The organism is Indolivaga capnocytophagoides (genome assembly GCF_036511535.1).
Classification (GTDB): Bacteria; Bacteroidota; Bacteroidia; order Bacteroidales; family Dysgonomonadaceae; genus Dysgonomonas_A; species Dysgonomonas_A capnocytophagoides.
Map to the genome: position 1 here is coordinate 2,360,264 of NZ_AP028867.1, position 21,551 is coordinate 2,381,814.

The following is a 21,551-nucleotide window of genomic DNA, read 5'->3' on the forward strand; positions in this document are numbered from 1 at the left end:
ATTACTTTAATTAAGACTAATCTGTGTTCAAAATTAGACAAATAAGAGATCAGAGAGATAGAAGCACTTGCAAATTATAGTTATATCTATATCCTCCAACAAAGGTAGCTGTTGTTTCAAGAGAAGTAGAGTGTGTACCTCCCAGCAAAGCATCCATTTCGACTGTTACTTTAAATTTTGCGCTATTTGAATTAGCTGTAAATGTACACGGATTAATCAATATATCTACGTAAATAGGAGTTATCAAAGAAATCGACTTATTCACTGTTACAAACGGGGTAAAAGTGGAATTTACATTAGGGACAGTTACATTTGTCTCCAGATTGAGTGTACCCTGATTGGTTACACTTGTTCCGGTAACCGACACCTTTTTCACATTGCGAGTAACCGCAATAGTCGAATTTATCTTGAACGAGAGTAAAACCATTTTATGCTCAAAGAGCAACTTTACTTCAGGATTAGCACCATTAGCTATGATACCTGAAGCAATCATAACATCTGCATTAGCTAAAGCCTTAGCAGAAGTCTGGTCTATCGGTAGTGTATAAGGAATTTGCAATGAAGCTCCATTCGATACGGAATAGGGATAATAAGCATAAAATCGGGCATTGTTAGATCTACCGCTAAAGAATAAACCATCAGCAATTGCTATTATTGACGATGAAGGCTGATCACCAGCAAGAACTTTGTATGGGACATTGCTTTTATTAAGAAATGACATATTTTCTTTTTGATAGCGCATATACACTCCAAACTGATCATCACCGAGCCACCGAACCTGATTATTTCCCGAATCCCACGCCGTTCGTGTTTTGAATAATGGAACCATTGGCTCAACGCTCCCTTGAATTAGTTTCAGAGTCGAACTTTCACGTGAATCGCTGTTTTTTAGAACAACGATCGATTCTCCCTTAGTTTGGGTAACTCCAGCGGTGAAATCAACAGGAATTCTCTGAAAATCAAAGACGTAGTCATCTGATGCACAACTACTAATAAAAGTTATAAAGAATAAAGAGATCACGATCGTAAGTAAAGTGTTTCTCATACCATCCAAAAGAGTCTTTTATACATAAAACAATAGAAATGTCGATTGCCTCACAAAATCGTAAAATACTTCGATCAGTAACAATCGACATTCATTCCTATTATTAAAAATACATTTACAAGATTACAGAACCGCCATCACCTGTTATCCAATCTGCAACAGTTGCGGTAGCGGTTATTCCTTTAGCAGTGAAAGTCAATGTTATCATATTTGCAACACCTGTCGAACCATCTGCAGTTATAGTTGCATCATAAGTCACAGTTTTAGCTGCATCAGCCGGATCTGGTTGAACTACGACTTCCAATGAATAAGAAGCTCCAGGTCGAGTCATCAGGGGTGACCGCGTATCCACCGCAACACTACCTATTCCGGTTTGGCTATTGGCTGTTATTGCTTCCATATCTATCAGATTAGTAGAACCAAATGTGATATCACCTTCTTCGACATCCAGAGTCACAATCGATGGTTGCTGTTTGAGCTTTAACGACACCACCTTAGCAACAGTACTAGTATAGGTCTGATCTGTTTTTAGTGTAAATCGGAGTTGTGTTAATAAGTGGTCGAAGTTTAGTACCGGATTGGAGGCCGGAGCCGAACCTGCCTTAAACCCTGTGGCTTTAGCAAACATCACATCATCGTGACCATTGATTACGATATTAACTTTTGGGGCAGTACCTGCTGTTGCCTCGGCCGATTCAGTACCTTGAGGGGCAAATGCTCTGAATTCAACAATCGAACCATCTGTCGGATAATAATAAACTGTAGAATTTTCAAAAGTCACATCATGTGAAGCAGTTCCCTTAACAGTAGCATTTTTATTGCTGATAAGATTTGTTGCTCCTGCCTTCCACGCAACATTATACGCATAAATTCCAATAGGAAAGTCTACAGTAAAGTCTTTGTCTAAAGGCCCAAGAGAGCTTCTCAAAGAGAGGGATTTAACACCCGCAGTTAATCTGATTTCGTTTGAATCATTTACATCGAGGCCATCATCGCCACTATTGCAACCGAAAAAGCCAAAAGTGAAAATCACCACGGCTAAGCTTGATGAAATTTTGTTCATAATAAAATTGTTAGTCTGTTAATATTAAAGGATTGAAAGATTATCCTTTTGTTTTGTACTATTGTGTTATAATATGTTAATTATCCCTATTAGACGATCTATCGGTGTTTTCTAAGCATGATATTAGAAAAAAGCATATTCATTTATAGATGAAACAATTAAACTACTCAATTGTTTTCATCATTATGAATTTACATATAAATGTAAGAGAAATAGGTTATGCAGCCATGTCAAGAAAATGGCTTTTTATGGCTTCTATCTCAACCTTTATCCACTCTCCTATTTCAAACTTACTTCAATCTTTATATTTAAAGTAGAACATCTATAATCTTGTAGAGACTCTAACCAAAGAGTAAAAGAAAATAGATAAATGTTCATTTATATTGATTAGTCTAATTCCCCGTTTCGTGATCTTCAAATAAATACTAAATGATTAAATAATAAAATAGTATCAGTTTTAGAAAAGAAAGTATTAATTATTAAAGCTATAGCTGTTTATATTTGTGGATAGGAATGTTAACTTAAATTATACCGATCTAATGAAAATAAAATTTTCACTTTTCATCCTATCTTTTTTGTTTAGCCAACTATTTACCGCACAAGTAATATATATTGATAATTCCAGTAAAGATGTTTCATATGATTCATCATTATTTTCAGTATCAGGGAAGGCTTCCGAGACATTTAAACCAATATCAGTAGAAAACATTAAATTATTACCAAGTCTTTTTCTTGAAAGGTATAATCTAAACAGAAAATACCTGTTGAGCTTTGATAATGATAAGCTCTTGCAAAACTTCTACTATGAAGCTGGAATATCTAAAACGGGGCATATCAGCTTGAATAAAGATGAAAACATCGGGGACTTTTATTGGGGATGGGAATCTCCATCGTGCCAGCTAAGAGGACATTTTTTAGGGCACTGGCTTTCTGCTGCTGCATATATGTATGCAGAAACAAAAGATGTTGAAATAAAATCTAAAGCAGATAGAATTGTACAAGAACTGGCTTTATGTCAGAAAATGAATGGAGGACAATGGGTTGGTTCTATTCCTGAAAAGTATTTTGATCTTATGGCTAGTGGTCAACAAATCTGGTCTCCTCAATATACGATCCATAAAACCTTGATGGGCTTGTATGATATGTACTTGCTAACAGGTTCTGAGCAATCTTTGGAAGTGCTTGACAATTTTGCCGATTGGTTTCATCAATGGACACAAAAACAAATAGCTGATAATAATGCGCAGGCTATTTACAGAGGAGAAGCTTGTGGTATGCTCGAAATTTGGGCCGAATTGTATGGACTGACAAAGAAGCAAAAGTATAAAGATTTGATGGAATGTTATGGAAATCCATATATATTCCAAGCTTTGATAAAGGGCGATGATGTATTGTCAAATGATCATGCGAATGCAAGTATACCATGGTCGCACGGATCAGCTAAAGTGTATGAAGTTACGGGTAATCCATATTGGCGTAATATAACCTTCGCTTTTTGGAAAAATGCAGTATTAGATCGAGGTCATTTTTGTACGGGAGGACAAAATGCAGGTGAACACTGGATTCCGCCTCATGAACTTAATCATTTTCTAGGGCAGAATAATCAGGAGCACTGTACAGTTTATAACATGATACGTACAGCCGATTATTTATTAAAATGGACAGGAAACTTTGCTTATGCTGATTACATAGAGCGTAATATATACAATGGGCTGTTGGCACAGCAACATCCTCAAACAGGCATGGTTGCATACTTCTTACCAATGGGAGCAGGATATACCAAAGGTGGAGAGAAAGGATGGGGACATCCGACTATGGATTTCTATTGCTGCCACGGAACTTTGGTTCAGGCACAAGTAAGATATCTTGAGTATATTTATTATGAATATGACAAAGGCATTGCAGTAAGTCAGTATATACCGTCGGAATTAAGCTGGAAGAAAAATAATATACCGGTAAAGATTGAGCAAGACTTTCTGGGTAATCATTATAGTAAAGAATACTCAGCGAGCCGTTGGAATATGAAATTTAAGGTTAGTGCAGAGCAGCCTGTCAACTTTTCAATTTATTTTAGAGTACCTGCATGGTTAAAAGAAAAAGCAATCGTTAAATTGAATGGAATTCCTCAGAATATACAAATATCTGATGGAGGATTTACTCTAACCAAAGAGTGGAATAATGATGAGGTTTCAGTCGAATTTCCGACCCGATTATATGCCGAACCACTTGAAGGTGCACAAAATACAGTTGCATTTATGGAAGGTCCGATTGTACTTGCCGGAATGTGTGATAATGATATGCCTCTATCCGGAGACATAAAAGATATTCATTCAATACTGACCAATGAGTACGATCAAGAATACAAGACTGTAAAATGGAAACAAAGCCATTATAGGACGACAGGACAGTTTCAGAATATACGATTTAAACCTCTTTATGAAGTAGGTGATGAGAAATACACTATATATTTTCCTATCAAAAAGTAATGATTCTATACTTACTTAATTTATGAATTTGACTTGTTGATTTATCAATATTAAATATTTACACCTTTGTTTCGTCTATCACTTTACTCTGGATAAATTCCCGGGCAGATATACCTGTTGCTTTTTTGTCAAAACTCTCCAATAATCAGGAGATAAATTTCATGTTTCTGCCCGAAACTATGCATCAGCAACATCGTTCGGAAAAATCAATAATGCAAGCATTTACAAATTACAAAGTTTTGTTTTCAAACAAAAAGTTTATGCAATATACGCTCTGTCTTACTTTCTTTTACATAGCGGCTTATGCTTTTATTGCAGGTTCACCAGCCGTCTACATCACATATTTCAAAGTATCCGAGGAATACTATGGATGGTTGTTTGCGATCAATGTAGCAGGATTAGTTGGCTTTAGTTTGTTAAATAGACGGTTCGTAAAGATTTTCAACCTTGATCACATCCTACGGACAGCTACCATTATAGCTATGCTTTCAGGTATTACTCTGATGATTCTGGGCAAGTTGGGTTATGGTGGTTTACCGGCTGTAGTTACCGGTATATTTTTTTAATTGCTTTAATATCCTTTGCAATCAGTAGCTCAAAGATACGATCATGTTTTAGAACATGTTAGTAAATGTCCAACACACACTTAATGTTTATATTTTTGTTTATACACTTCGAATCTAATACGGATGGTTTATAAGGACAAAACAGATAAACATCTTACAGAATTGCTCTCGAAAGGCGAAGAAAAGGCTTTTTGCGAACTATACATACGTTATAAAAATCGATTGTTTTTATTCTCATTGAAATTTTTGAAAGATAAAGATCTCACAGAAGATATTGTACAAGATATATTTACTCACCTATGGGAAAGCCGCTATTTTATAGACGCTAACTACAATATCTCATCCTATCTTTTCACTATTACAAAGAACAGAATATTAAATACTCTAAAGAGGTACAGTACAGAAAAAAACATAATAGATATTATTATGAGTAAGAGCTTGGTCGAACAAGTCTCTGCTGACAATGAAATAATAGATTCAGAATATAAGAATCTTTTTAAAGCAGCAATAAATAAATTGCCTCCAACACGGAAAAAGATATTTGTCTTAAGCAGGATGGAGCATATGACGCATAAAGAAATCGCTGCGACATTAAATATTTCGATCTATACCGTTCAGGAGCATATTTCAGAATCGTTGAAATATATTAAGAAATATCTGTCATTACATACAGATATCCACTTTTGCCTTCCATTATTTCTCTATTTTCTTTATCAATAAAAAAACATAAAAATATTTCAGTTTACACCCCCAGTTGTGGAAGGGTTAATTGTATTATATATAAATACCATTAGTAAATGCACAAAAAAGATCTGGATATACGAAAAATTATAGACAATTACCTGACTGACAAATTCTCGAGGCAGGACTTTATTGACTTAATGGATAGCATCTCCAGAGAGGAAGGTGTGTCTGAATTTCAAAACAAGCTTGCTGAAGAGTGGGAAAAGAGTATTAATCAGAAAGACGAAATTGATAGACAGGAAAGATTAAATCTCCACTTCGAAGCATCTAGAATCATTGCAAATTCAGAAAAAGATAAAAGCCAGATTCTCCCTCGATTTAGGCCCAAAGCACGCCACATAATACGTTATGTTGCATCTATTACTATAATTATAGCAACAAGTGTATCAATGTATTTATTAATGAATAAAAGAAACGAGCAGTTCGACCCCAAAATGTGCAGTATTACCATACCTGCCGGCGAGAAAAAAGAAATAAAACTACCCGATAAATCCGATATATACATTAATTCTGCCAGCAGCTTGAAATACCCCGAAATTTTTGATGAAAAACAACGGGTGGTAGAACTTGCCGGTGAAGCATTTTTTAAAGTTACCCCTAATAAAGAAAAACCTTTTATTATTAATACCGGACAGATATCTATAAAAGTTCTGGGAACATCGTTCAATGTAAAAAGTTACGACGAAGACGAATGGATAGGTGTTACCGTATCAACAGGAAAAGTAGCAGTCAGTATTTTCGATGAAAATAGCTCTATTCAATTGACCCCCAACGAGGAATTATGGATAAACAAGAAGAACCATTATTTTCAGAAAAGTAAGAAAGATTTATTACAAGCTTCTTCGTGGAGAAATGGATACTTATACTTTGATAAAGCTCCTATCAAAGATGTAATTAATACTCTCAACCGTAAATATGCAGTAAATATTAAATTAGAACGGCCCAACGAGGAATACTCAATAACGGGCGAACACGATAATAAAAGTCTTCAATCTGTTTTAGAATCTATTTGTTTTATTACCAAATTAAAATATAAAAAGAATGGCAATAATATAACTCTTTATTAAAAAAATAGCCTATGAATAAATGAAAGATTAAGAAAATGAGCAGCAATTACAACATCACTGCTCATACCTTTATCCTGGAACTTCAGATCTACCAAAAATGATAACCAGGAGAAGTAAGTTTAAAAGAATTGTTAACTCTTAAACATCACAAAATTATGAATTTAATTTCAAAAAAACTGATAATAATTGTTATATCGGTAACAGCTTTGTATCCGTTTTTCTCGGGATCGATATATGCAAATAACATCATTTATGAAAAATTTCAAGATAAAAAAATAACTCTGAAATACGTAAACACTCCTATTAAAAGTATTCTGACGTCAATTACCAGTCAAACAAATCTCAATTTTATCTATGAAGAGTCTGTTCTGGAAAAAGTCAAAAACATATCTATTGATATTAAAAACGGAACGTTAAGCAACGTTTTAGATGAAATATCGAAACAAACAGGATTAGTATTCCGTCAGAATGACAATACCATTGCTCTAAGTATGGGCACTGCTGCTCCCCGACAGGCAGCTCCGATACCAAGTAAGAAATCTGAAAGAATTTCGGGAACAATACTGGATATCAAAGACGAACCTCTTATTGGGGTATCTGTAACCATAAGAGGAACAACCATAGGTACGATAACTGATATTAATGGAAAATTTCAGTTAGATGCTCCAGAAAACGAAACTCTTGTATTCTCATATATTGGTTATCAAACAAAAGAAGTTCCGGTAAAAGGAAATTCGACGATTAATCTTATTCTTAATGAAAGTTTAAATGATTTGGATGTAGTTGTTGTTATCGGTTACGGTACACAACGTAAAGGCGACATAACAAGTTCGGTAGCAAATATTAAGTCAGATAATTTTGTAAAAGGTGCGGTAAAAGATGTCGGACAATTAATCCAAGGTAAAGTTGCCGGATTAGCTATCTCTAACCCCAGTGGAGACCCTACAGGAGGAACCCAAATACAATTACGCGGAAACAACTCGATGTGGGGAGCAAACACCGATCCTCTTATCCTTGTTGATGGAATACCAGGAAGCCTCAGCACCGTTGCTCCGGAAGATGTTGAATCTATTGATGTACTGAAAGACGGTTCTGCTGCTGCCATTTATGGTACCCGGGGTACTAATGGGGTAATCCTGATAACAACAAAAAGGGCGCAAGGTGCTCAGATAAATGCGGTAGAATACAATGGTTATGTTAGTACTTCAGCAATAGCAAATAAACTGGATATGCTTAGTGCTAGTCAATTCCGTGAATTATATCCTACCGAAGATCATGGAGGAAATACAGATTGGCTGGACCAAATCACACGAACTCCGGTGAGTCATGTACACAATCTTTCTTTTCAAGGGGGAAATGCAGCGACAAACTATATCGCTAATATAAATTATACGTCCCAACAAGGTATTATGAAGAAGTCGGATAATGAAACCTTTCAAGGACGTATACAGGTTACGCATCGTATGTTCGATGACAAGTTACAATTGAAATTCGGGATCTTGGGTAAACAAAATCAATATGAATCGACTAATAATGCCGGTAGTTGGAATGGTTTCACATACCGTCAGGCTATGCTTCATAATCCTACCGATCCGGTAAAAAATGAAGACGGAAGTTGGTATGAAAATGTTAATAAATTCGAGTATGAAAACCCTCTTGCCCGACTTTATGAGTGTTATGGAAATGTAAAAAACACAGAAATGCGCTACAATGGAAATATTGTTTACAATCCAATTAAAGACCTAACGCTAAGTGCCGTTTTTTCTTATGATCGCCAAAACAGAAATCACGGATATTCCGAAACCAAAAACCATATATCGGCTCTAAGGGATGGACTTTCAGGTTGGTCTTCGGTAGGAGCATATACCAAAATGGAAAAGCTTGCTGAAATTACCGCACAATATAACAAATCTATAAATGCTCACAAATTTACCATATTAGGAGGTTATAGCTACAATGAAACTGATTATGAGGATATCTATTTTTCCAATTACGGATTTCAAGACGATTATATGGGTGGATGGCACAATATAGGAGCAGGTTCAGCTCTTAAAGAAGGCTTAGCAGATGGATCATCCTCAAAAACGACAACCAATCTTATCGGATATTTCGGCCGTGCCACTTATTCTTATATGGATAAATATCTGCTTATGGCAAGTTTCCGCTACGAAGGAGCAAGTCAGCTATGGGGTACAAACAACGAATGGGGAGCTTTTCCTTCGATATCTTTAGGATGGAGAATCACTCAAGAAGAGTTTATGAAGAATCAAAAAATATTTGACGATTTGAAACTTCGTGTAGGATATGGTGTTACCGGATCTCAGCTTAATAGAGGATTCATGGGTATAGCAATGGTTAATTATGGAGGATATGCGTATGTAAACGGAAAATGGGTAAAAACTGTCGTTCCGGCATCAAATGCTAATCCTGACCTGAAATGGGAAAAGAAGAAAGAGACTAATATCGGTGTCGACTTCACTGCTATTAAAGGACGTTTATCAGGAACGATTGACTTTTATAATCGCGAAATAGATGGGTTAATATATGAATACACTGTACCTACTCCTCCCAATTTATATCCTACGACTTGGGCTAATGGAGGTAAATTACAGAATAGAGGTCTGGAACTTCTTTTATCTGGAATTCCTTTTACCAGTAAAGATTTTGAATGGAATACAACTGTTACATTCTCAACTAATTCTAATAAACTGAAAAGCCTTTCGGGAAGTACATTCAAAACCGAATACGACTATTTTGATACAGGAAGTGCAGAGTATTCAGGACAATGGACAACTTCTCACCGAGTACAGGTAGGTCAGAAAATAGGAAACTTCTACGGGTTCAAAGTGGTAGATGTAGACGATCAGGGAAAATGGATTTATTTAGACAGAGATGGCAATAAAGTTGGTTATGATAAATTTACACATGCTCCTGAAGATAAGCATATAATAGGAAATGGTGTTCCTACATGGTACGCCGGATGGAATAATAGTTTCCGCTACAAAAACTTCGATCTGAATATTACTATGCGCGGTGCTTTTGACTTTCAGATAATAAATGCAGCTCGCATGAATTACGAGAATACTAAAAATAGTAGATCCGAAAACAGATTAAAATCTGTAACTGATAAAGTATTTGGGAAAACTCAATTAAGCAAATCGGTTGAGCCCGAATTTAATAGCTATTATGTTGAGAATGGCGATTATTGGAAAATAGATAATATAACACTTGGCTATAGCTTCAATAAGGTGAGTAAATACATCAAGTCGCTTCGTATCTATGGATCTGTATTGAATGCCTTGACTATAACAGGATATGATGGTATCGATCCTGAGCTGGGTATTACAGGGTTAACTCCCGGATACGACAGTAGAGACAGATATCCTACAGTTCGCTCATTCACACTTGGCGTAGGTGTTAAATTCTAACTAATAAATTGAATATAAAATGAAAACAAAAATATTATCATTCGTACTTTTTGGTATTTTCATATTGCTCAATAACACTTCTTGTACCGACTTGAAAAGCGATAGCTATGGGTCAATCCCATCAGACCAATATGAACCTACAACAGATGAAGAAATTGGCTATTTAGTTAATGCAGCTTATGTATCGTGGCGCGAAACAATGTTACTTTGGAATGGTGTTGTTCGCGCTCAGGAACTGTGTGCCGATCAGGATGTTTTGCCGGGACGTGACGGTATCGGTTGGGTTGATGGCTACATCTATAAAAGATGGCATCAGCATACTTGGACATCCGAAGATGATGGCGTTCTGCAAGGATGGGCACGTACATATAAAGGAATCAATACTTGTAACCGATTATTATCTCAGATCGACGATGGTGCTATTTCAGTATCAGGAGAAACCAAAGATGCTCTTGTAGCCGAACTAAAAGTATTACGTGCTTCATATTATTATATTTTAGTCGATTTGTATGGCAATGTGCCTATCGTTACCGACTATAAAGACGTATCACTTCCTAAGCAATCAACTCGCCTTGAGGTATATAATTTCATTGTAAATGAAATTACTTCTAATATCGATAACCTGACCGAAACTCCCAGAGGGGCTTATTACGGCCGTATGAATAAATGGGTTGGCTATACTTTGTTGGCTAAGATGTATTTGAATGCCGAAGTATGGAGTGGTACAGCTCAATGGCAAAATTGTATCGATGCTTGTGATAAGGTTATTCAATATGCAAAACAATCGGGTGCTTATGCCTTGGAAAGTGAACAGAAAAATGTTTTTATAACAAAAAATGAAAATTCTAAAGAAATCATATTCGGATTACCTTTCGATGCAATTTACGTAACAGACTGGAATGCTTTCGATTTTCATTTGTACACTTTAGCACCAGAGAATCAAACGACTTACGGATTCACAGCTCGACCTTGGGGTGGAGTGTGCGCTATTCCTCAGTTTATAGATTCTTATGACTCTGATGATATCAGATTGAGCGAAAATTTTATTTCAGGTCCTCAATATACATCACTAACCGGTACAGAACCATTGGAGCGTAGTGATGGCAACGGGCAACTTGTTTATATAAAATCTGTTCCTTCTATCGATAATTCGGATGTAGCCGACGGATTCAGATGGGGTAAATTTGAATATGCCGAGGGATCTACTAACCGTTTAAGTAATGATTGGCCTCAGTTCAGATATGCTGATATTTTAATGATGAAAGCGGAGTCGTTGATGAGATCAAATCAATCCGGAGCAGGTGCACTTGTAACCGAGGTCAGAGAAAGAGCATTCAGAAATACCAATCCGGCAAAAGCAGTTGTTACGGATGCCGAATTGAAACTGGGCAGCGTTTACGATTATGGCCGCCGTGATGTATACAGTACTACTAAAGAGGGAGGTAGTGATATTCAATATGGTAGATTCCTCGACGAATTAGGATGGGAATTTACACAAGAAGGTCGTCGCCGTCAGGATTTGATCAGATTTGGGGTCTTCTCTACTAAATCATGGTTCTCGCATGATGCTACAAAAAATAAGACTCGCGATTTATACCCAATACCGAACTCTATACTTCTAACTAATAGCAATTTGTCTCAAAACACAGGATATTAATATAATATTTATTACCGGTAGTATCAATATACGTACTACCGGTGATAATATTGATAATGCTAAACGGATAATTAAATCAAGGATCTGTTTAATTGTCGCTCTCCGAATACGTTTTGTTTACGATAAAAAAAACTGTATCTTATTTACCATCTTTATTACGATTATTAATCAGTCATTTACATCAAACAGTGAGTCTATGAAGTAGGGATACAATTCTATAGTCCGTCAATTACTATGTGTTATAAAGCCGCCCGAAGGCAAGCTTTAAAAAAGTCTGGTTGTAATAAAAACACCGCAAACAACAGTAGATATTATCCAGAACGGAAATATGGTCTCCTCAAAAAATATTCTTATGTATGCCTTTTTCTATTGCTTTTTAAGATTCAGACTTCCCCGAATGATATTCCAATAAGGCAACAGGTATCGTTCAGGAACTCTTCCAACCTGATATAAAACAAGTAAAAGCTTTTATTCTGAAAATAAAATTTATTATCTTTTCATTCTAAATATTTGTTAATTATAAAATCTATTATATATTTGCATTCGTAAAAAAGAATACTAACCCTTAAAAGTTTAGAGAAAGGGTATAATTATGTTGGTCAAAAAATAAAACACAGCTACTAGGAAACTAATTTGGTTTATCGGGATGATGAACCTTACAATATCAAACATATCTATCACAATTTACGGCTGCAAAGTTGATAGTCATTGGTTAGTTTCAAATCCATCATTAAATTTTATTATTAATTGCTGATATATCAGCTTGTAGGATTATTATATCCTTCCGGCTGCACTATGTCACAACCAAAGGATATTCGGTCTTGGAGAAAGATTGATCTGACACCTGTATATCCTTGTATAGCAAACAACAATCATGGGCATACAACCTAAAGAATTAAGTAAACTGGGATATACCAACAATATAGCTCGCAGTCTGGCAATAAACACAATAAGCAAGTACTGCAAACACAATACAAAAGAGGAGATTAAAGCAACTTTAATCAATTTGTTGAACAATCCCGAAAAATATAAAAACAACGAAGTATGGGGCAAATTGGCTGAGCACTTTTCACCGGTTATGGAAGAGAAACAGTTTTCAGCTTACAACCTACTTGATGAACCTTTATCATTTAAAACTTACGGAGGTAAGTTTATAGAAGGCATTGCCAAACAACAAATGGAACTGGCTATGCGCCTTCCCATTACAGTCGGCGGAGCGTTAATGCCGGATGCACATGCTGGATACGGCTTACCTATTGGTAGTGTATTGGCTGTAGAAAATGCGGTTATACCTTATGCCGTAGGTGTGGATATTGGTTGCCGAATGAGCCTTACAATATTTGATGCAAAAGCTGATTATCTAAAGCGCTATTCACACCAGATAAAAGAAGCTTTGAAAGAATACACCCACTTTGGCATGGATGGATGTTTGGGCTTTGCTCAGGAACACGAGATACTCGATAGAAGAGAATTTCAGCTGACACCATTATTAAAAATGTTACATGGAAAAGTAGTACGCCAATTAGGTTCATCCGGTGGAGGAAACCATTTTGTAGAATTCGGAGAGATTGAATTAGTTGAAAATAATGTATTGAATCTTCCATCGGGAAATTATATGGCACTCCTCTCCCACTCCGGATCTAGGGGTATGGGAGCAGCTATTGCAAGGCATTATAGCGATATTGCCCGTGAAGTATGCAAGTTGCCAAGAGAGGCTCAACATTTTGCTTGGTTAGGCTTAGATACTGAAGCAGGACAAGAGTATTGGATGAGTATGAATTTGGCAGGAGACTTTGCACAGGCATGCCACGAACGGATACATATTAATCTTTCGAAGGCTCTTGGGCTGAAAGCTATAGCCAATGTGAACAACCACCACAATTTTGCATGGAGAGAAGAGATTGCTCCAAACAGATATGCTATTGTACATCGTAAGGGTGCTACTCCGGCAGGGAAAGGCGTTGCAGGATTTATTCCGGGAAGTATGGCAACGGCAGGGTATCTGGTCTGTGGAAAGGGTGAAACGCAATCGCTAAACTCTGCCTCACATGGAGCAGGGAGAGCCATGTCGCGCCAAAAGGCAAAGAGCCAGTTTACACAATCGGCATTAAAGAAACTGCTTTCTCAAAATGAAGTGACCCTTATAGGCGGTAGCGTAGAGGAGATGCCTTTAGCTTATAAAGACATCGACCGTATAATGCCGGCACAGGAATCCCTTGTAGAAATTCATGGCAAATTTATGCCACGGATAGTAAGAATGAACAAAGACTGATTAATTATGAGTAATAAAATATACTTACAAATAACTTCAGGACGTGGTCCTGCTGAATGTTGCCGCGTTGTAGCATTAGTATTGGAAAAGATACTGATACAAGCCCGAAAGCTGGGATTGCTAGTTGAGGTCATTGAACGTGAAGAAGGAGAAATGAACCGCACACTGTTTTCAGCAATCGTATTTCTTGAAGGTAATAAGGTAGATAAGATAGTGAATGAATGGGAAGGAACTATTCAATGGATAGCACAAAGCCCTTATCGTATCCATCATAAGCGAAAAAACTGGTTTGTAGGGGTAAATTCTTTTACTCCGACCGAGCTAAGCGAAATCGATACAAAATATATTACCTATCAAACATTACGATCTTCCGGACCCGGTGGACAACATGTGAATAAAACCGAATCGGCTGTCAGAGCGACTCATGCCCCTTCGGGAATGAGTGTAACAGCGTCGGATCAGCGATCACAAATACAGAATAAAAAGTTGGCAACAGAGCGGCTATTGATTAAACTTTCGACATGGAATATAGAACAGACCATGCAACAAGCTCAGGATAATTGGGATAACCATAACAATCTGGACAGAGGAAATCCTGTGAAGGTAATACAGGAATCGTTAAGCTAAAAAAAGAAAATTATGTTTACGAGACGAACAGCAACAAAAATAAAGAATGGAAGAGTAAGCAATAAAAATCGAAATATAGAAACTTCTAATTATTGGAATACTAGTCAGGATGAAATTCAAATTGATATAGAAAATCCGGGAAAAGGATATAAACACTTCTTAAAGAAAAGGGATATAAAACAATTTTTGGAGATATTACCTAATAGGGAAGAAATTGATGTCATGTTTGATGCAGTATTATTAGCAAGTGGTGATTACCATACAGATGGTTGGTATCAGAATGGAGTAATTGCTATATGCGCATGGGAAAAAGAAATGACAAAAGAATATAGCTTAGGGTATTTCAGAGCTCATAAAAGCATATTTGACCGATTAGGGGTCAAGAGTCAGGTAAAGAAAGATTATGTAATATGTGATTTTACTGAAAATCAGATTAAAGCATATCTGCTTTTACATATTTTTCTTCATGAGCTGGGACATCATCATGACAGGATAAATACCAAATCAAGAAGGATAGCCAGAGGTGAAAATTATGCGGAAAGCTATGCTTTCAAGTACGAAGAAATAATATGGAACAAGTATTTCGAATACTTCTCCTTCTAAATAATAAAGACTAAAATGACAGAACAAGATAAAAAGCGGATCGGTAAATTCCTGAGCCTTGTGCTCAGGCACGATCCGGATAAAATAGGATTGGAGCTTGACGAAAACGGTTGGGCTAATGTAAAGGAACTTATTGAAAAATGTAAAAAACACCGTTTCCATTTTTCGGAGGAAGAACTTATCGAAATCGTAGAAACAAATGACAAGCAACGTTATTCATTCAATGAGAAACGAAATAAGATAAGAGCCAATCAGGGGCATTCAATCAATATCGACCTTGCGCTATCGCCGGTCGAGCCTCCTGAATTTCTATACCACGGAACAGCAACCCGTTTTCTATCTTCCATTATGGAACAGGGTATTGTAAAAGGCAGTCGCCAGCACGTTCATCTGAGTAAGGATAAGGAAACTGCAACCAAAGTTGGTGCAAGGCATGGTAAAGTTGTTATACTGACTATTATGGCGGGTAAAATGCAAAAGGATGGTATTCTTTTTTATCAATCGGATAATGGTGTATGGCTGACTGATTATGTGGATGTGAAATATATATCAAAATAAGTTATATATTTATCAAAAATAAATTATATCAGTATGTTTCAACCATTTGGTATTAGCATTGAAGTATATATAATTGTACTACTATTAATGGTAGTATTATTTTTCATTTGGAAATGGGTATTAAAAAAGCTGAAAGTACAAAGACTATCTCTATATAGTATAATTGCATCCATAATAACAGCTCCAATAGTATATCTTATCATAGTATTATGCGTAATTTTTACTATGAGTTATTATCCTGACCGAAATTTTGACAGAGAAGTTTGGCTTAATAATAGAGAAATACGTTACGAATATTCAACTAGTTTAAAGAAGGATAAATTATTAAAAGGAAAAACAAAAGAAGAAGTAAAAGAATATTTAGGAGAACCGGATTATGTAGAAAAAAATGCACTTATATATTATATAGGGTTCAAACCTCAGATTATTGGAATAGACCCAGATTGGTTAAAAATAAGTTTCGAAAAAGACATTGTATCAGAAGTCGTAGAGTATAACTCATAGCCTTAAAAAACGAGAAGTCATGTAATTGTTTATTTCATAAGGGGTATCACCCCTGTTTTAAGAAGTCCGACAGATTGATATATCCGTTGGATGAGAAATTCATATATTTATAAATTAAACAATTACAATTATGTTATCACAAAAATATGGTCGCACCTATCACTATCCGTTTTCTCCGGGAACGACAAGTGACGACCGGTTTAATCATACTTATTGGGAAGATATTCAAAAAATAGAAACCCTTCTACATACTGAAAAACTGGATGGAGAAAATAACTGCCTCAACCAGTACGGAGTATTTGCCCGCTCACATGCTGCACCGACCACGTCACCTTGGACAATCCAATTGCGGGAACGTTGGGAACTGATGAAAAATGATTTGGGAAATATAGAACTCTTTGGAGAAAACATTTATGCGATTCATTCCATTGAATACAAACGCATAGAAGAATACTATTTTATCTTTGCAGTACGCCAGATGGATAAATGGCTATCGTGGGAAGAAGTGAAATTTTATGCTGCTATATTTGATTTTCCTACTGTCCCCGAATTGGCTATCGAATCAACAACAGATTTAACGAAAGAAGCCTTACAACTCGAAATAGAAAATTGGGCACAGGAAGAAAGTGTTTTTGGCTCTCTCAATCCATTAACAGGAGAGGATTGTACACGCGAGGGCGTTGTTTGCCGAAACGTTGGCGAATACCCTGTTTCTGAATTTATGCACAATGTATTTAAATATGTCCGCAAAGGTCATGTGAAAACCGATGAACATTGGACTCGTAACTGGAAGCGTGCAAAATTACATTGGGAAATGAATTATAGAAAGGAGGATCAATTATGATTTGGCAATTAACTGAAAATAAAGATTGGGCATCCCTTGAAAAACAATTCTCATGGGTAGCAGATATGCAATTTATTGAGCAGCATAAAATTCATCATGCCGAAGGAAATGTTGCGATCCATACCCAAATGGTATTAGATGAATTACAGAAGTTATCATCCTTCCTAAATTTAAAAGAACAGGATAAAGAAATTCTTTGGTCGGCAGCACTGATGCACGATATAGAAAAACGTTCTACATCAGTCGACGAGGGCAATGGTAATATTTCGGCAAACGGTCATGCCCGAAAAGGCGAATATACGGTACGAACAGTTTTGTATCGGGATATTGTAACTCCGTTTCATATCAGGGAGCAGATAGCATCTTTGGTTCGCTTTCACGGATTTCCTCTGTGGATGATGGATAAACCTGATCCCTTGAGGAAAATGCTCGAAATAAATCAACGTGTCAACATGCAACAGCTAAAAATGTTGTCAGAAGCTGATGCTCGCGGACGCATTTGCTCCAACCCAACTCAAATATTTGAAGCATTAGAATATTTCGAACTATTTTGCAAAGACCATGCCTGTTGGGATAAGGAAAAAAAATTTGCATCTGATGCTTCCCGCTTCCACTATTTCAATACAGAAGATAGCTATGTGGATTATGTCCCATTCGAAAACTTTAAGTGTGAAGTAACTATGTTGTCAGGACTTCCCGGTATGGGTAAGGACCATTATATACAATCATTGGGTAATGACATACCGATGGTTAGTCTTGATGCAATTCGAAGAAAGCACAAGATTAGTCCATCGGACAAATCGGGTAATGGACGGGTGGTTCAGATAGCAAAAGAAGAAACTCGTTCATATCTTAGAAAAGGGCAGGACTTTATTTGGAATGCTACAAATATCACCCAGCAAATGAGGTCTCAACTGATTGATCTGTTCGTATCATACGGAGCTAAGGTAAAAATAGTCTATATAGAGAAACCTTATAATCTTTGGCGAAAACAAAATCGCAATAGGGAATATCCTCTACCCGAAAGTGTTTTGGATAAGATGCTCTCAAAACTGGAGATACCTCAGTTGATGGAAGCTCACGAAGTAGAATATATTGTTTAATATCAAATAAGGCAGAAAATTAATCCTCTTCTGCCTTATTTTTTTATAAACAGATACAAATACGTAAAAAATACGATAACTATTTTGTTTTTATAAAAAATATACCGTTCTTTGTTTTCGTAAAAAATACATAAACATAAGAAAACAATGATACAACAAGAGAAATATATATACGAATATCCTCGTCCGGCGGTTACTACCGACTGCGTTATATTCGGTTTTGATGAAGGAGAACTAAAGGTATTGCTTATAGAGAGATCTATTGAACCGTTTATCGGGCAGTGGGCTTTACCCGGAGGTTTTGTCGGAGAAGAAGAGACCGCTGAAGAATGTGCCAAGCGTATTTTACAGAAAGAGACCTGCCTCGAAAATATTTATATGGAACAATTGTATTCTTTTTCTGATGTAAAGCGCGATCCACGTTTCCGGGTTATCAGCATAGGATATTATGCATTGGTAAAACTTTCAGATTATAATGCTCAGGCCGGAATGGATACAACAAGTATCAAATGGTTCTCAATCTCTGATATGCCCGAGTTGGCTTTTGACCATGCAAAAATATTAGAGACAGCAAAAGAAAGACTAAAAGGAAAAATAAAATATCAACCCATAGGGTTTGAACTACTTCCCGAAAAATTTACTTTGCCTGATTTGTTTCATTTATATAAAACAGTATTACAAACCGATCTTGATGACCGCAATTTCCGAAAAAAGATACTGGGCTATGGCCTCTTGATCGATACGGGTGAGATGCAGCGGGGAGCCCGTAACAGAGCCCCCAAGCTATACAGTTTTGATAAAAACAGATATGAAGAGCTTACTAAAACAGGGTTTTATTTTGAACTATAATAATATACAGAAATGACACATAACACATATAATTTACAATGGCTGCTCAATAAGGTTGAGAGAAAAGAGAATGTAAAGTATCTGCTCTTTTGGGGACATACTCCGTCAAAAGACGGAACAGTAACAAAGTCATGTTTCAGTCAATGGTGGTATAGTGCATTTACTGTGGAGGGAGTAAAATACGCAACTGCCGAACATTGGATGATGGCGAAAAAAGCTGAGCTTTTTGGTCATGATGAGATGATTGAGAAAATATTAGCTGCTAAATCTCCTGCTGAAGCTAAAAAACTGGGTAGAAAAGTCAGAAACTTCGACCCTAAAATTTGGGGAGAGAATTGTTTTGATATTGTTTGTGAAGGAAACTATCACAAATTTTCACAACATGAAGACCTAAAAGAATTTTTACTGAATACTAAAGACAGAGTGCTGGTAGAAGCCAGCCCTGTCGATAATATCTGGGGAATAGGTATGGCTCAGGATCATGATCATGCAGAAAACCCTCGCCTTTGGAAAGGATCGAACTTACTAGGTTTTGCTTTGATGGAAGTAAGGAATAGATTAAAAAAAGATGGAAAGTAAACTGATACATAGTGCTTTATTTGGGACTGCCGTTGGCGATGCATTAGGTGTTCCGGTCGAGTTTAGGGATAGAAAATATTTGAATGAAAATCCTGTAAGAGATATGCTTGCCTACGGAACACATAACCAACCGGAAGGAACTTGGTCAGATGACAGTTCTTTGACGTTTTGTCTTGCAGAAACTCTTGCTGATAAATACGACTTGAAGAAACTGGCAAACCGTTTTATAAACTGGTATGAGCATAGCTACTGGACTCCTCTTGGAGAAGTGTTTGATGTTGGAGTTGCTACATCAAAGGCAATATACAGATTGGAACAAGGTGTAAATCCTGTGATGGCAGGAGGAGAAGATGAATCTGATAATGGGAATGGTTCATTGATGCGGATATTACCGTTACTATTCTATATTAAAGATATGGAGATAGAAGACAGGTTCAGATATATCAGTGATGTTTCATCTCTTACTCATCGACATATAAGATCTGTTATAGGCTGCTTTATATATTTAGAGTTTGCTTTACAATTACTAAAAGGTGTAGATAAATTTGAAGCTTTTCTCCAAACTAAAGACACCGTAAATAATTTTTTGAACAACAATCCGATTTGTTCAGATAATGAAATCAATAAATATCACAGGATTTTGATGAGTCCTATTGGAGACTATGATATTAAACCCATTTATGAATACACAGAAGATGAGATAGCATCATCTGGTTATGTAGTACATAGCCTTGAAGCTGCTCTATGGTGTATTTTTAAAGAAGATAACTTCGAAAAAACTGTGATTAGAGCAGTTAATCTAGGTAGTGATACAGATACCACAGCAGCCATCGCTGGAGGACTCGCAGGGTTGCTCTATGGATTTGAGACGATACCTCAAAGATGGATTGATCAATTGGCACGTAAAGATGATATTTTTGATTTATGTGACAAATTAGAAAAGAAATTACAACAATGAAACAATATGAAATAAGAGCCGATTATGATCGTGATACAATTGTGGTCTATCAGGCATATCGGGAAGAAATAGGAAAACCCGCAACAAAAAACAAGAAATTTACACCGCCATTCTCATTCAATAGAATGACATGGATAAAACCATCCTTTCTCTGGATGATGGAAAGATGCGGATACGGGCAGAAAGCAGGACAGGAATGTATCCTTGCAATCAAAATAAAACGTTCGGCATGGGAATATGCTTTGTCACAAGCAGTCCTCTCTCATCCTCAGGAAGGAGTTTATACAAGTGGTGAAGAATGGCGTGAGATAATGGATAATGCCACTGTCAATGTACAATGGGATCCCGAGCGAAATATAAGAGGAGGTAAACTTGATTACCGTTCCATACAAGTCGGCATCAGCCGCCATCTGATTGAAGAATATAACAATGACTGGATTGTGGATATAGAAGATTATACTCCACTTGTTCATAAAATCTATCAGTTGAAAATGGATGGACGTCATGATAAGGCAAAAGAATTACTGCCTAAAGAGAAAGTATATCCTGTCTCGGATGAGATAATGAAACGTTTAGGGATGGATTAAGAAAATAAAGA

Annotated in this window: 19 protein-coding genes; 17 read left to right on the forward strand and 2 right to left on the reverse strand. The window is 36.5% G+C overall.

Annotated elements, in window-relative coordinates:
• Positions 1-49: 49 nt before the first annotated feature.
• Together AABJ51_RS09505 and AABJ51_RS09510 are read right to left on the reverse strand one after the other, a co-directional pair.
• Positions 50-1,045: a fimbrillin family protein gene (locus AABJ51_RS09505; protein ID WP_338375866.1), complete on the reverse strand. Its 996-nt coding sequence runs from the start codon at positions 1,043-1,045 to the stop codon at positions 50-52.
• A gap of 115 nt (positions 1,046-1,160) precedes the next feature.
• Positions 1,161-2,108 carry a fimbrillin family protein gene (locus AABJ51_RS09510; RefSeq protein WP_338375868.1) on the reverse strand — a complete coding sequence of 316 codons (948 nt, stop codon included), beginning with the start codon at positions 2,106-2,108 and terminating at the stop codon, positions 1,161-1,163.
• A gap of 539 nt (positions 2,109-2,647) precedes the next feature.
• Between AABJ51_RS09510 and AABJ51_RS09515 the strand changes: the two genes are divergently transcribed.
• The 17 genes from AABJ51_RS09515 (at position 2,648) to AABJ51_RS09595 (ending at position 21,540) form a co-directional block, all read left to right on the forward strand.
• Positions 2,648-4,594, forward strand: a complete 1,947-nt coding sequence (locus AABJ51_RS09515; protein ID WP_338375870.1) for a beta-L-arabinofuranosidase domain-containing protein — start codon at positions 2,648-2,650, stop codon at positions 4,592-4,594.
• A 260-nt stretch (positions 4,595-4,854) separates the two neighbouring features.
• A complete protein-coding gene (locus AABJ51_RS09520) occupies positions 4,855-5,160 on the forward strand; it encodes an MFS transporter (protein WP_338375872.1) in 306 nt (101 codons plus the stop codon).
• A gap of 123 nt (positions 5,161-5,283) precedes the next feature.
• On the forward strand, positions 5,284-5,880 hold the full coding sequence (locus AABJ51_RS09525; RefSeq protein WP_026626180.1) for an RNA polymerase sigma-70 factor: 597 nt from the start codon (positions 5,284-5,286) through the stop codon (positions 5,878-5,880).
• A 77-nt stretch (positions 5,881-5,957) separates the two neighbouring features.
• Positions 5,958-6,971 (forward strand): FecR family protein, encoded by a 1,014-nt coding sequence (locus AABJ51_RS09530; RefSeq protein WP_338375875.1) that lies wholly within the window; start codon positions 5,958-5,960, stop codon positions 6,969-6,971.
• 155 nt (positions 6,972-7,126) lie between these two features.
• Positions 7,127-10,399 (forward strand): SusC/RagA family TonB-linked outer membrane protein, encoded by a 3,273-nt coding sequence (locus tag AABJ51_RS09535; RefSeq protein ID WP_338375877.1) that lies wholly within the window; start codon positions 7,127-7,129, stop codon positions 10,397-10,399.
• 19 nt (positions 10,400-10,418) lie between these two features.
• Positions 10,419-12,056 carry a RagB/SusD family nutrient uptake outer membrane protein gene (locus tag AABJ51_RS09540; protein ID WP_338375879.1) on the forward strand — a complete coding sequence of 546 codons (1,638 nt, stop codon included), beginning with the start codon at positions 10,419-10,421 and terminating at the stop codon, positions 12,054-12,056.
• A gap of 874 nt (positions 12,057-12,930) precedes the next feature.
• Positions 12,931-14,328, forward strand: coding sequence for an RtcB family protein (locus AABJ51_RS09545; protein WP_338375880.1), 1,398 nt, complete (start codon positions 12,931-12,933; stop codon positions 14,326-14,328).
• Positions 14,329-14,334: 6 nt separating this feature from the next.
• Complete coding sequence (gene prfH, locus AABJ51_RS09550) at positions 14,335-14,955, forward strand: peptide chain release factor H (RefSeq protein WP_338375883.1); 621 nt, start codon at positions 14,335-14,337, stop codon at positions 14,953-14,955.
• Between the two features lie 12 nt (positions 14,956-14,967).
• Entirely contained in the window at positions 14,968-15,558 is a 591-nt protein-coding gene (locus AABJ51_RS09555) for a hypothetical protein (protein WP_338375885.1), read from the forward strand.
• Between the two features lie 15 nt (positions 15,559-15,573).
• Positions 15,574-16,116, forward strand: a complete 543-nt coding sequence (locus AABJ51_RS09560) for an RNA 2'-phosphotransferase (RefSeq protein ID WP_338375887.1) — start codon at positions 15,574-15,576, stop codon at positions 16,114-16,116.
• Between the two features lie 33 nt (positions 16,117-16,149).
• Positions 16,150-16,620 carry a hypothetical protein gene (locus tag AABJ51_RS09565; RefSeq protein WP_338375888.1) on the forward strand — a complete coding sequence of 157 codons (471 nt, stop codon included), beginning with the start codon at positions 16,150-16,152 and terminating at the stop codon, positions 16,618-16,620.
• Between the two features lie 130 nt (positions 16,621-16,750).
• Positions 16,751-17,464 (forward strand): RNA ligase family protein, encoded by a 714-nt coding sequence (locus AABJ51_RS09570; protein ID WP_338375889.1) that lies wholly within the window; start codon positions 16,751-16,753, stop codon positions 17,462-17,464.
• On the forward strand, positions 17,461-18,567 hold the full coding sequence (locus tag AABJ51_RS09575) for an AAA family ATPase (protein ID WP_338375891.1): 1,107 nt from the start codon (positions 17,461-17,463) through the stop codon (positions 18,565-18,567). The genes AABJ51_RS09570 and AABJ51_RS09575 overlap by 4 nt, the downstream gene beginning before the upstream one ends.
• 147 nt (positions 18,568-18,714) lie before the next feature.
• The gene (locus AABJ51_RS09580) at positions 18,715-19,416 is read left to right on the forward strand and encodes an NUDIX hydrolase (RefSeq protein WP_338375893.1); all 702 of its coding nucleotides are present in this window, start codon (positions 18,715-18,717) and stop codon (positions 19,414-19,416) included.
• A gap of 12 nt (positions 19,417-19,428) precedes the next feature.
• Positions 19,429-19,995 (forward strand): riboflavin biosynthesis intermediates N-glycosidase, encoded by a 567-nt coding sequence (gene ybiA, locus AABJ51_RS09585; protein ID WP_338375896.1) that lies wholly within the window; start codon positions 19,429-19,431, stop codon positions 19,993-19,995.
• On the forward strand, positions 19,985-20,953 hold the full coding sequence (locus AABJ51_RS09590; protein WP_338375898.1) for an ADP-ribosylglycohydrolase family protein: 969 nt from the start codon (positions 19,985-19,987) through the stop codon (positions 20,951-20,953). The genes ybiA and AABJ51_RS09590 overlap by 11 nt, the downstream gene beginning before the upstream one ends.
• Positions 20,950-21,540 (forward strand): DUF4291 domain-containing protein, encoded by a 591-nt coding sequence (locus AABJ51_RS09595; RefSeq protein WP_338375901.1) that lies wholly within the window; start codon positions 20,950-20,952, stop codon positions 21,538-21,540. Before AABJ51_RS09590 ends, AABJ51_RS09595 begins: the two co-directional genes overlap by 4 nt.
• Positions 21,541-21,551: the final 11 nt, after the last annotated feature.

Bases quoted from the DNA above. Each gene is read 5' to 3' on its own strand.
- prfH (WP_338375883.1), top strand. From the start codon at position 14,335: ATGAGTAATAAAATATACTTACAAATAACTTCAGGACGTGGTCCTGCT.
- AABJ51_RS09535 (WP_338375877.1), top strand. From the start codon at position 7,127: ATGAATTTAATTTCAAAAAAACTGATAATAATTGTTATATCGGTAACA.
- AABJ51_RS09595 (WP_338375901.1), top strand. From the start codon at position 20,950: ATGAAACAATATGAAATAAGAGCCGATTATGATCGTGATACAATTGTG.
- AABJ51_RS09510 (WP_338375868.1), bottom strand. From the start codon at position 2,108: ATGAACAAAATTTCATCAAGCTTAGCCGTGGTGATTTTCACTTTTGGC.
- AABJ51_RS09540 (WP_338375879.1), top strand. From the start codon at position 10,419: ATGAAAACAAAAATATTATCATTCGTACTTTTTGGTATTTTCATATTG.
- AABJ51_RS09560 (WP_338375887.1), top strand. From the start codon at position 15,574: ATGACAGAACAAGATAAAAAGCGGATCGGTAAATTCCTGAGCCTTGTG.
- ybiA (WP_338375896.1), top strand. From the start codon at position 19,429: ATGACACATAACACATATAATTTACAATGGCTGCTCAATAAGGTTGAG.
- AABJ51_RS09520 (WP_338375872.1), top strand. From the start codon at position 4,855: ATGCAATATACGCTCTGTCTTACTTTCTTTTACATAGCGGCTTATGCT.
- AABJ51_RS09525 (WP_026626180.1), top strand. From the start codon at position 5,284: ATGGTTTATAAGGACAAAACAGATAAACATCTTACAGAATTGCTCTCG.
- AABJ51_RS09530 (WP_338375875.1), top strand. From the start codon at position 5,958: ATGCACAAAAAAGATCTGGATATACGAAAAATTATAGACAATTACCTG.
- AABJ51_RS09515 (WP_338375870.1), top strand. From the start codon at position 2,648: ATGAAAATAAAATTTTCACTTTTCATCCTATCTTTTTTGTTTAGCCAA.
- AABJ51_RS09590 (WP_338375898.1), top strand. From the start codon at position 19,985: ATGGAAAGTAAACTGATACATAGTGCTTTATTTGGGACTGCCGTTGGC.
- AABJ51_RS09570 (WP_338375889.1), top strand. From the start codon at position 16,751: ATGTTATCACAAAAATATGGTCGCACCTATCACTATCCGTTTTCTCCG.
- AABJ51_RS09545 (WP_338375880.1), top strand. From the start codon at position 12,931: ATGGGCATACAACCTAAAGAATTAAGTAAACTGGGATATACCAACAAT.
- AABJ51_RS09505 (WP_338375866.1), bottom strand. From the start codon at position 1,045: ATGAGAAACACTTTACTTACGATCGTGATCTCTTTATTCTTTATAACT.
- AABJ51_RS09575 (WP_338375891.1), top strand. From the start codon at position 17,461: ATGATTTGGCAATTAACTGAAAATAAAGATTGGGCATCCCTTGAAAAA.
- AABJ51_RS09580 (WP_338375893.1), top strand. From the start codon at position 18,715: ATGATACAACAAGAGAAATATATATACGAATATCCTCGTCCGGCGGTT.
- AABJ51_RS09555 (WP_338375885.1), top strand. From the start codon at position 14,968: ATGTTTACGAGACGAACAGCAACAAAAATAAAGAATGGAAGAGTAAGC.
- AABJ51_RS09565 (WP_338375888.1), top strand. From the start codon at position 16,150: ATGTTTCAACCATTTGGTATTAGCATTGAAGTATATATAATTGTACTA.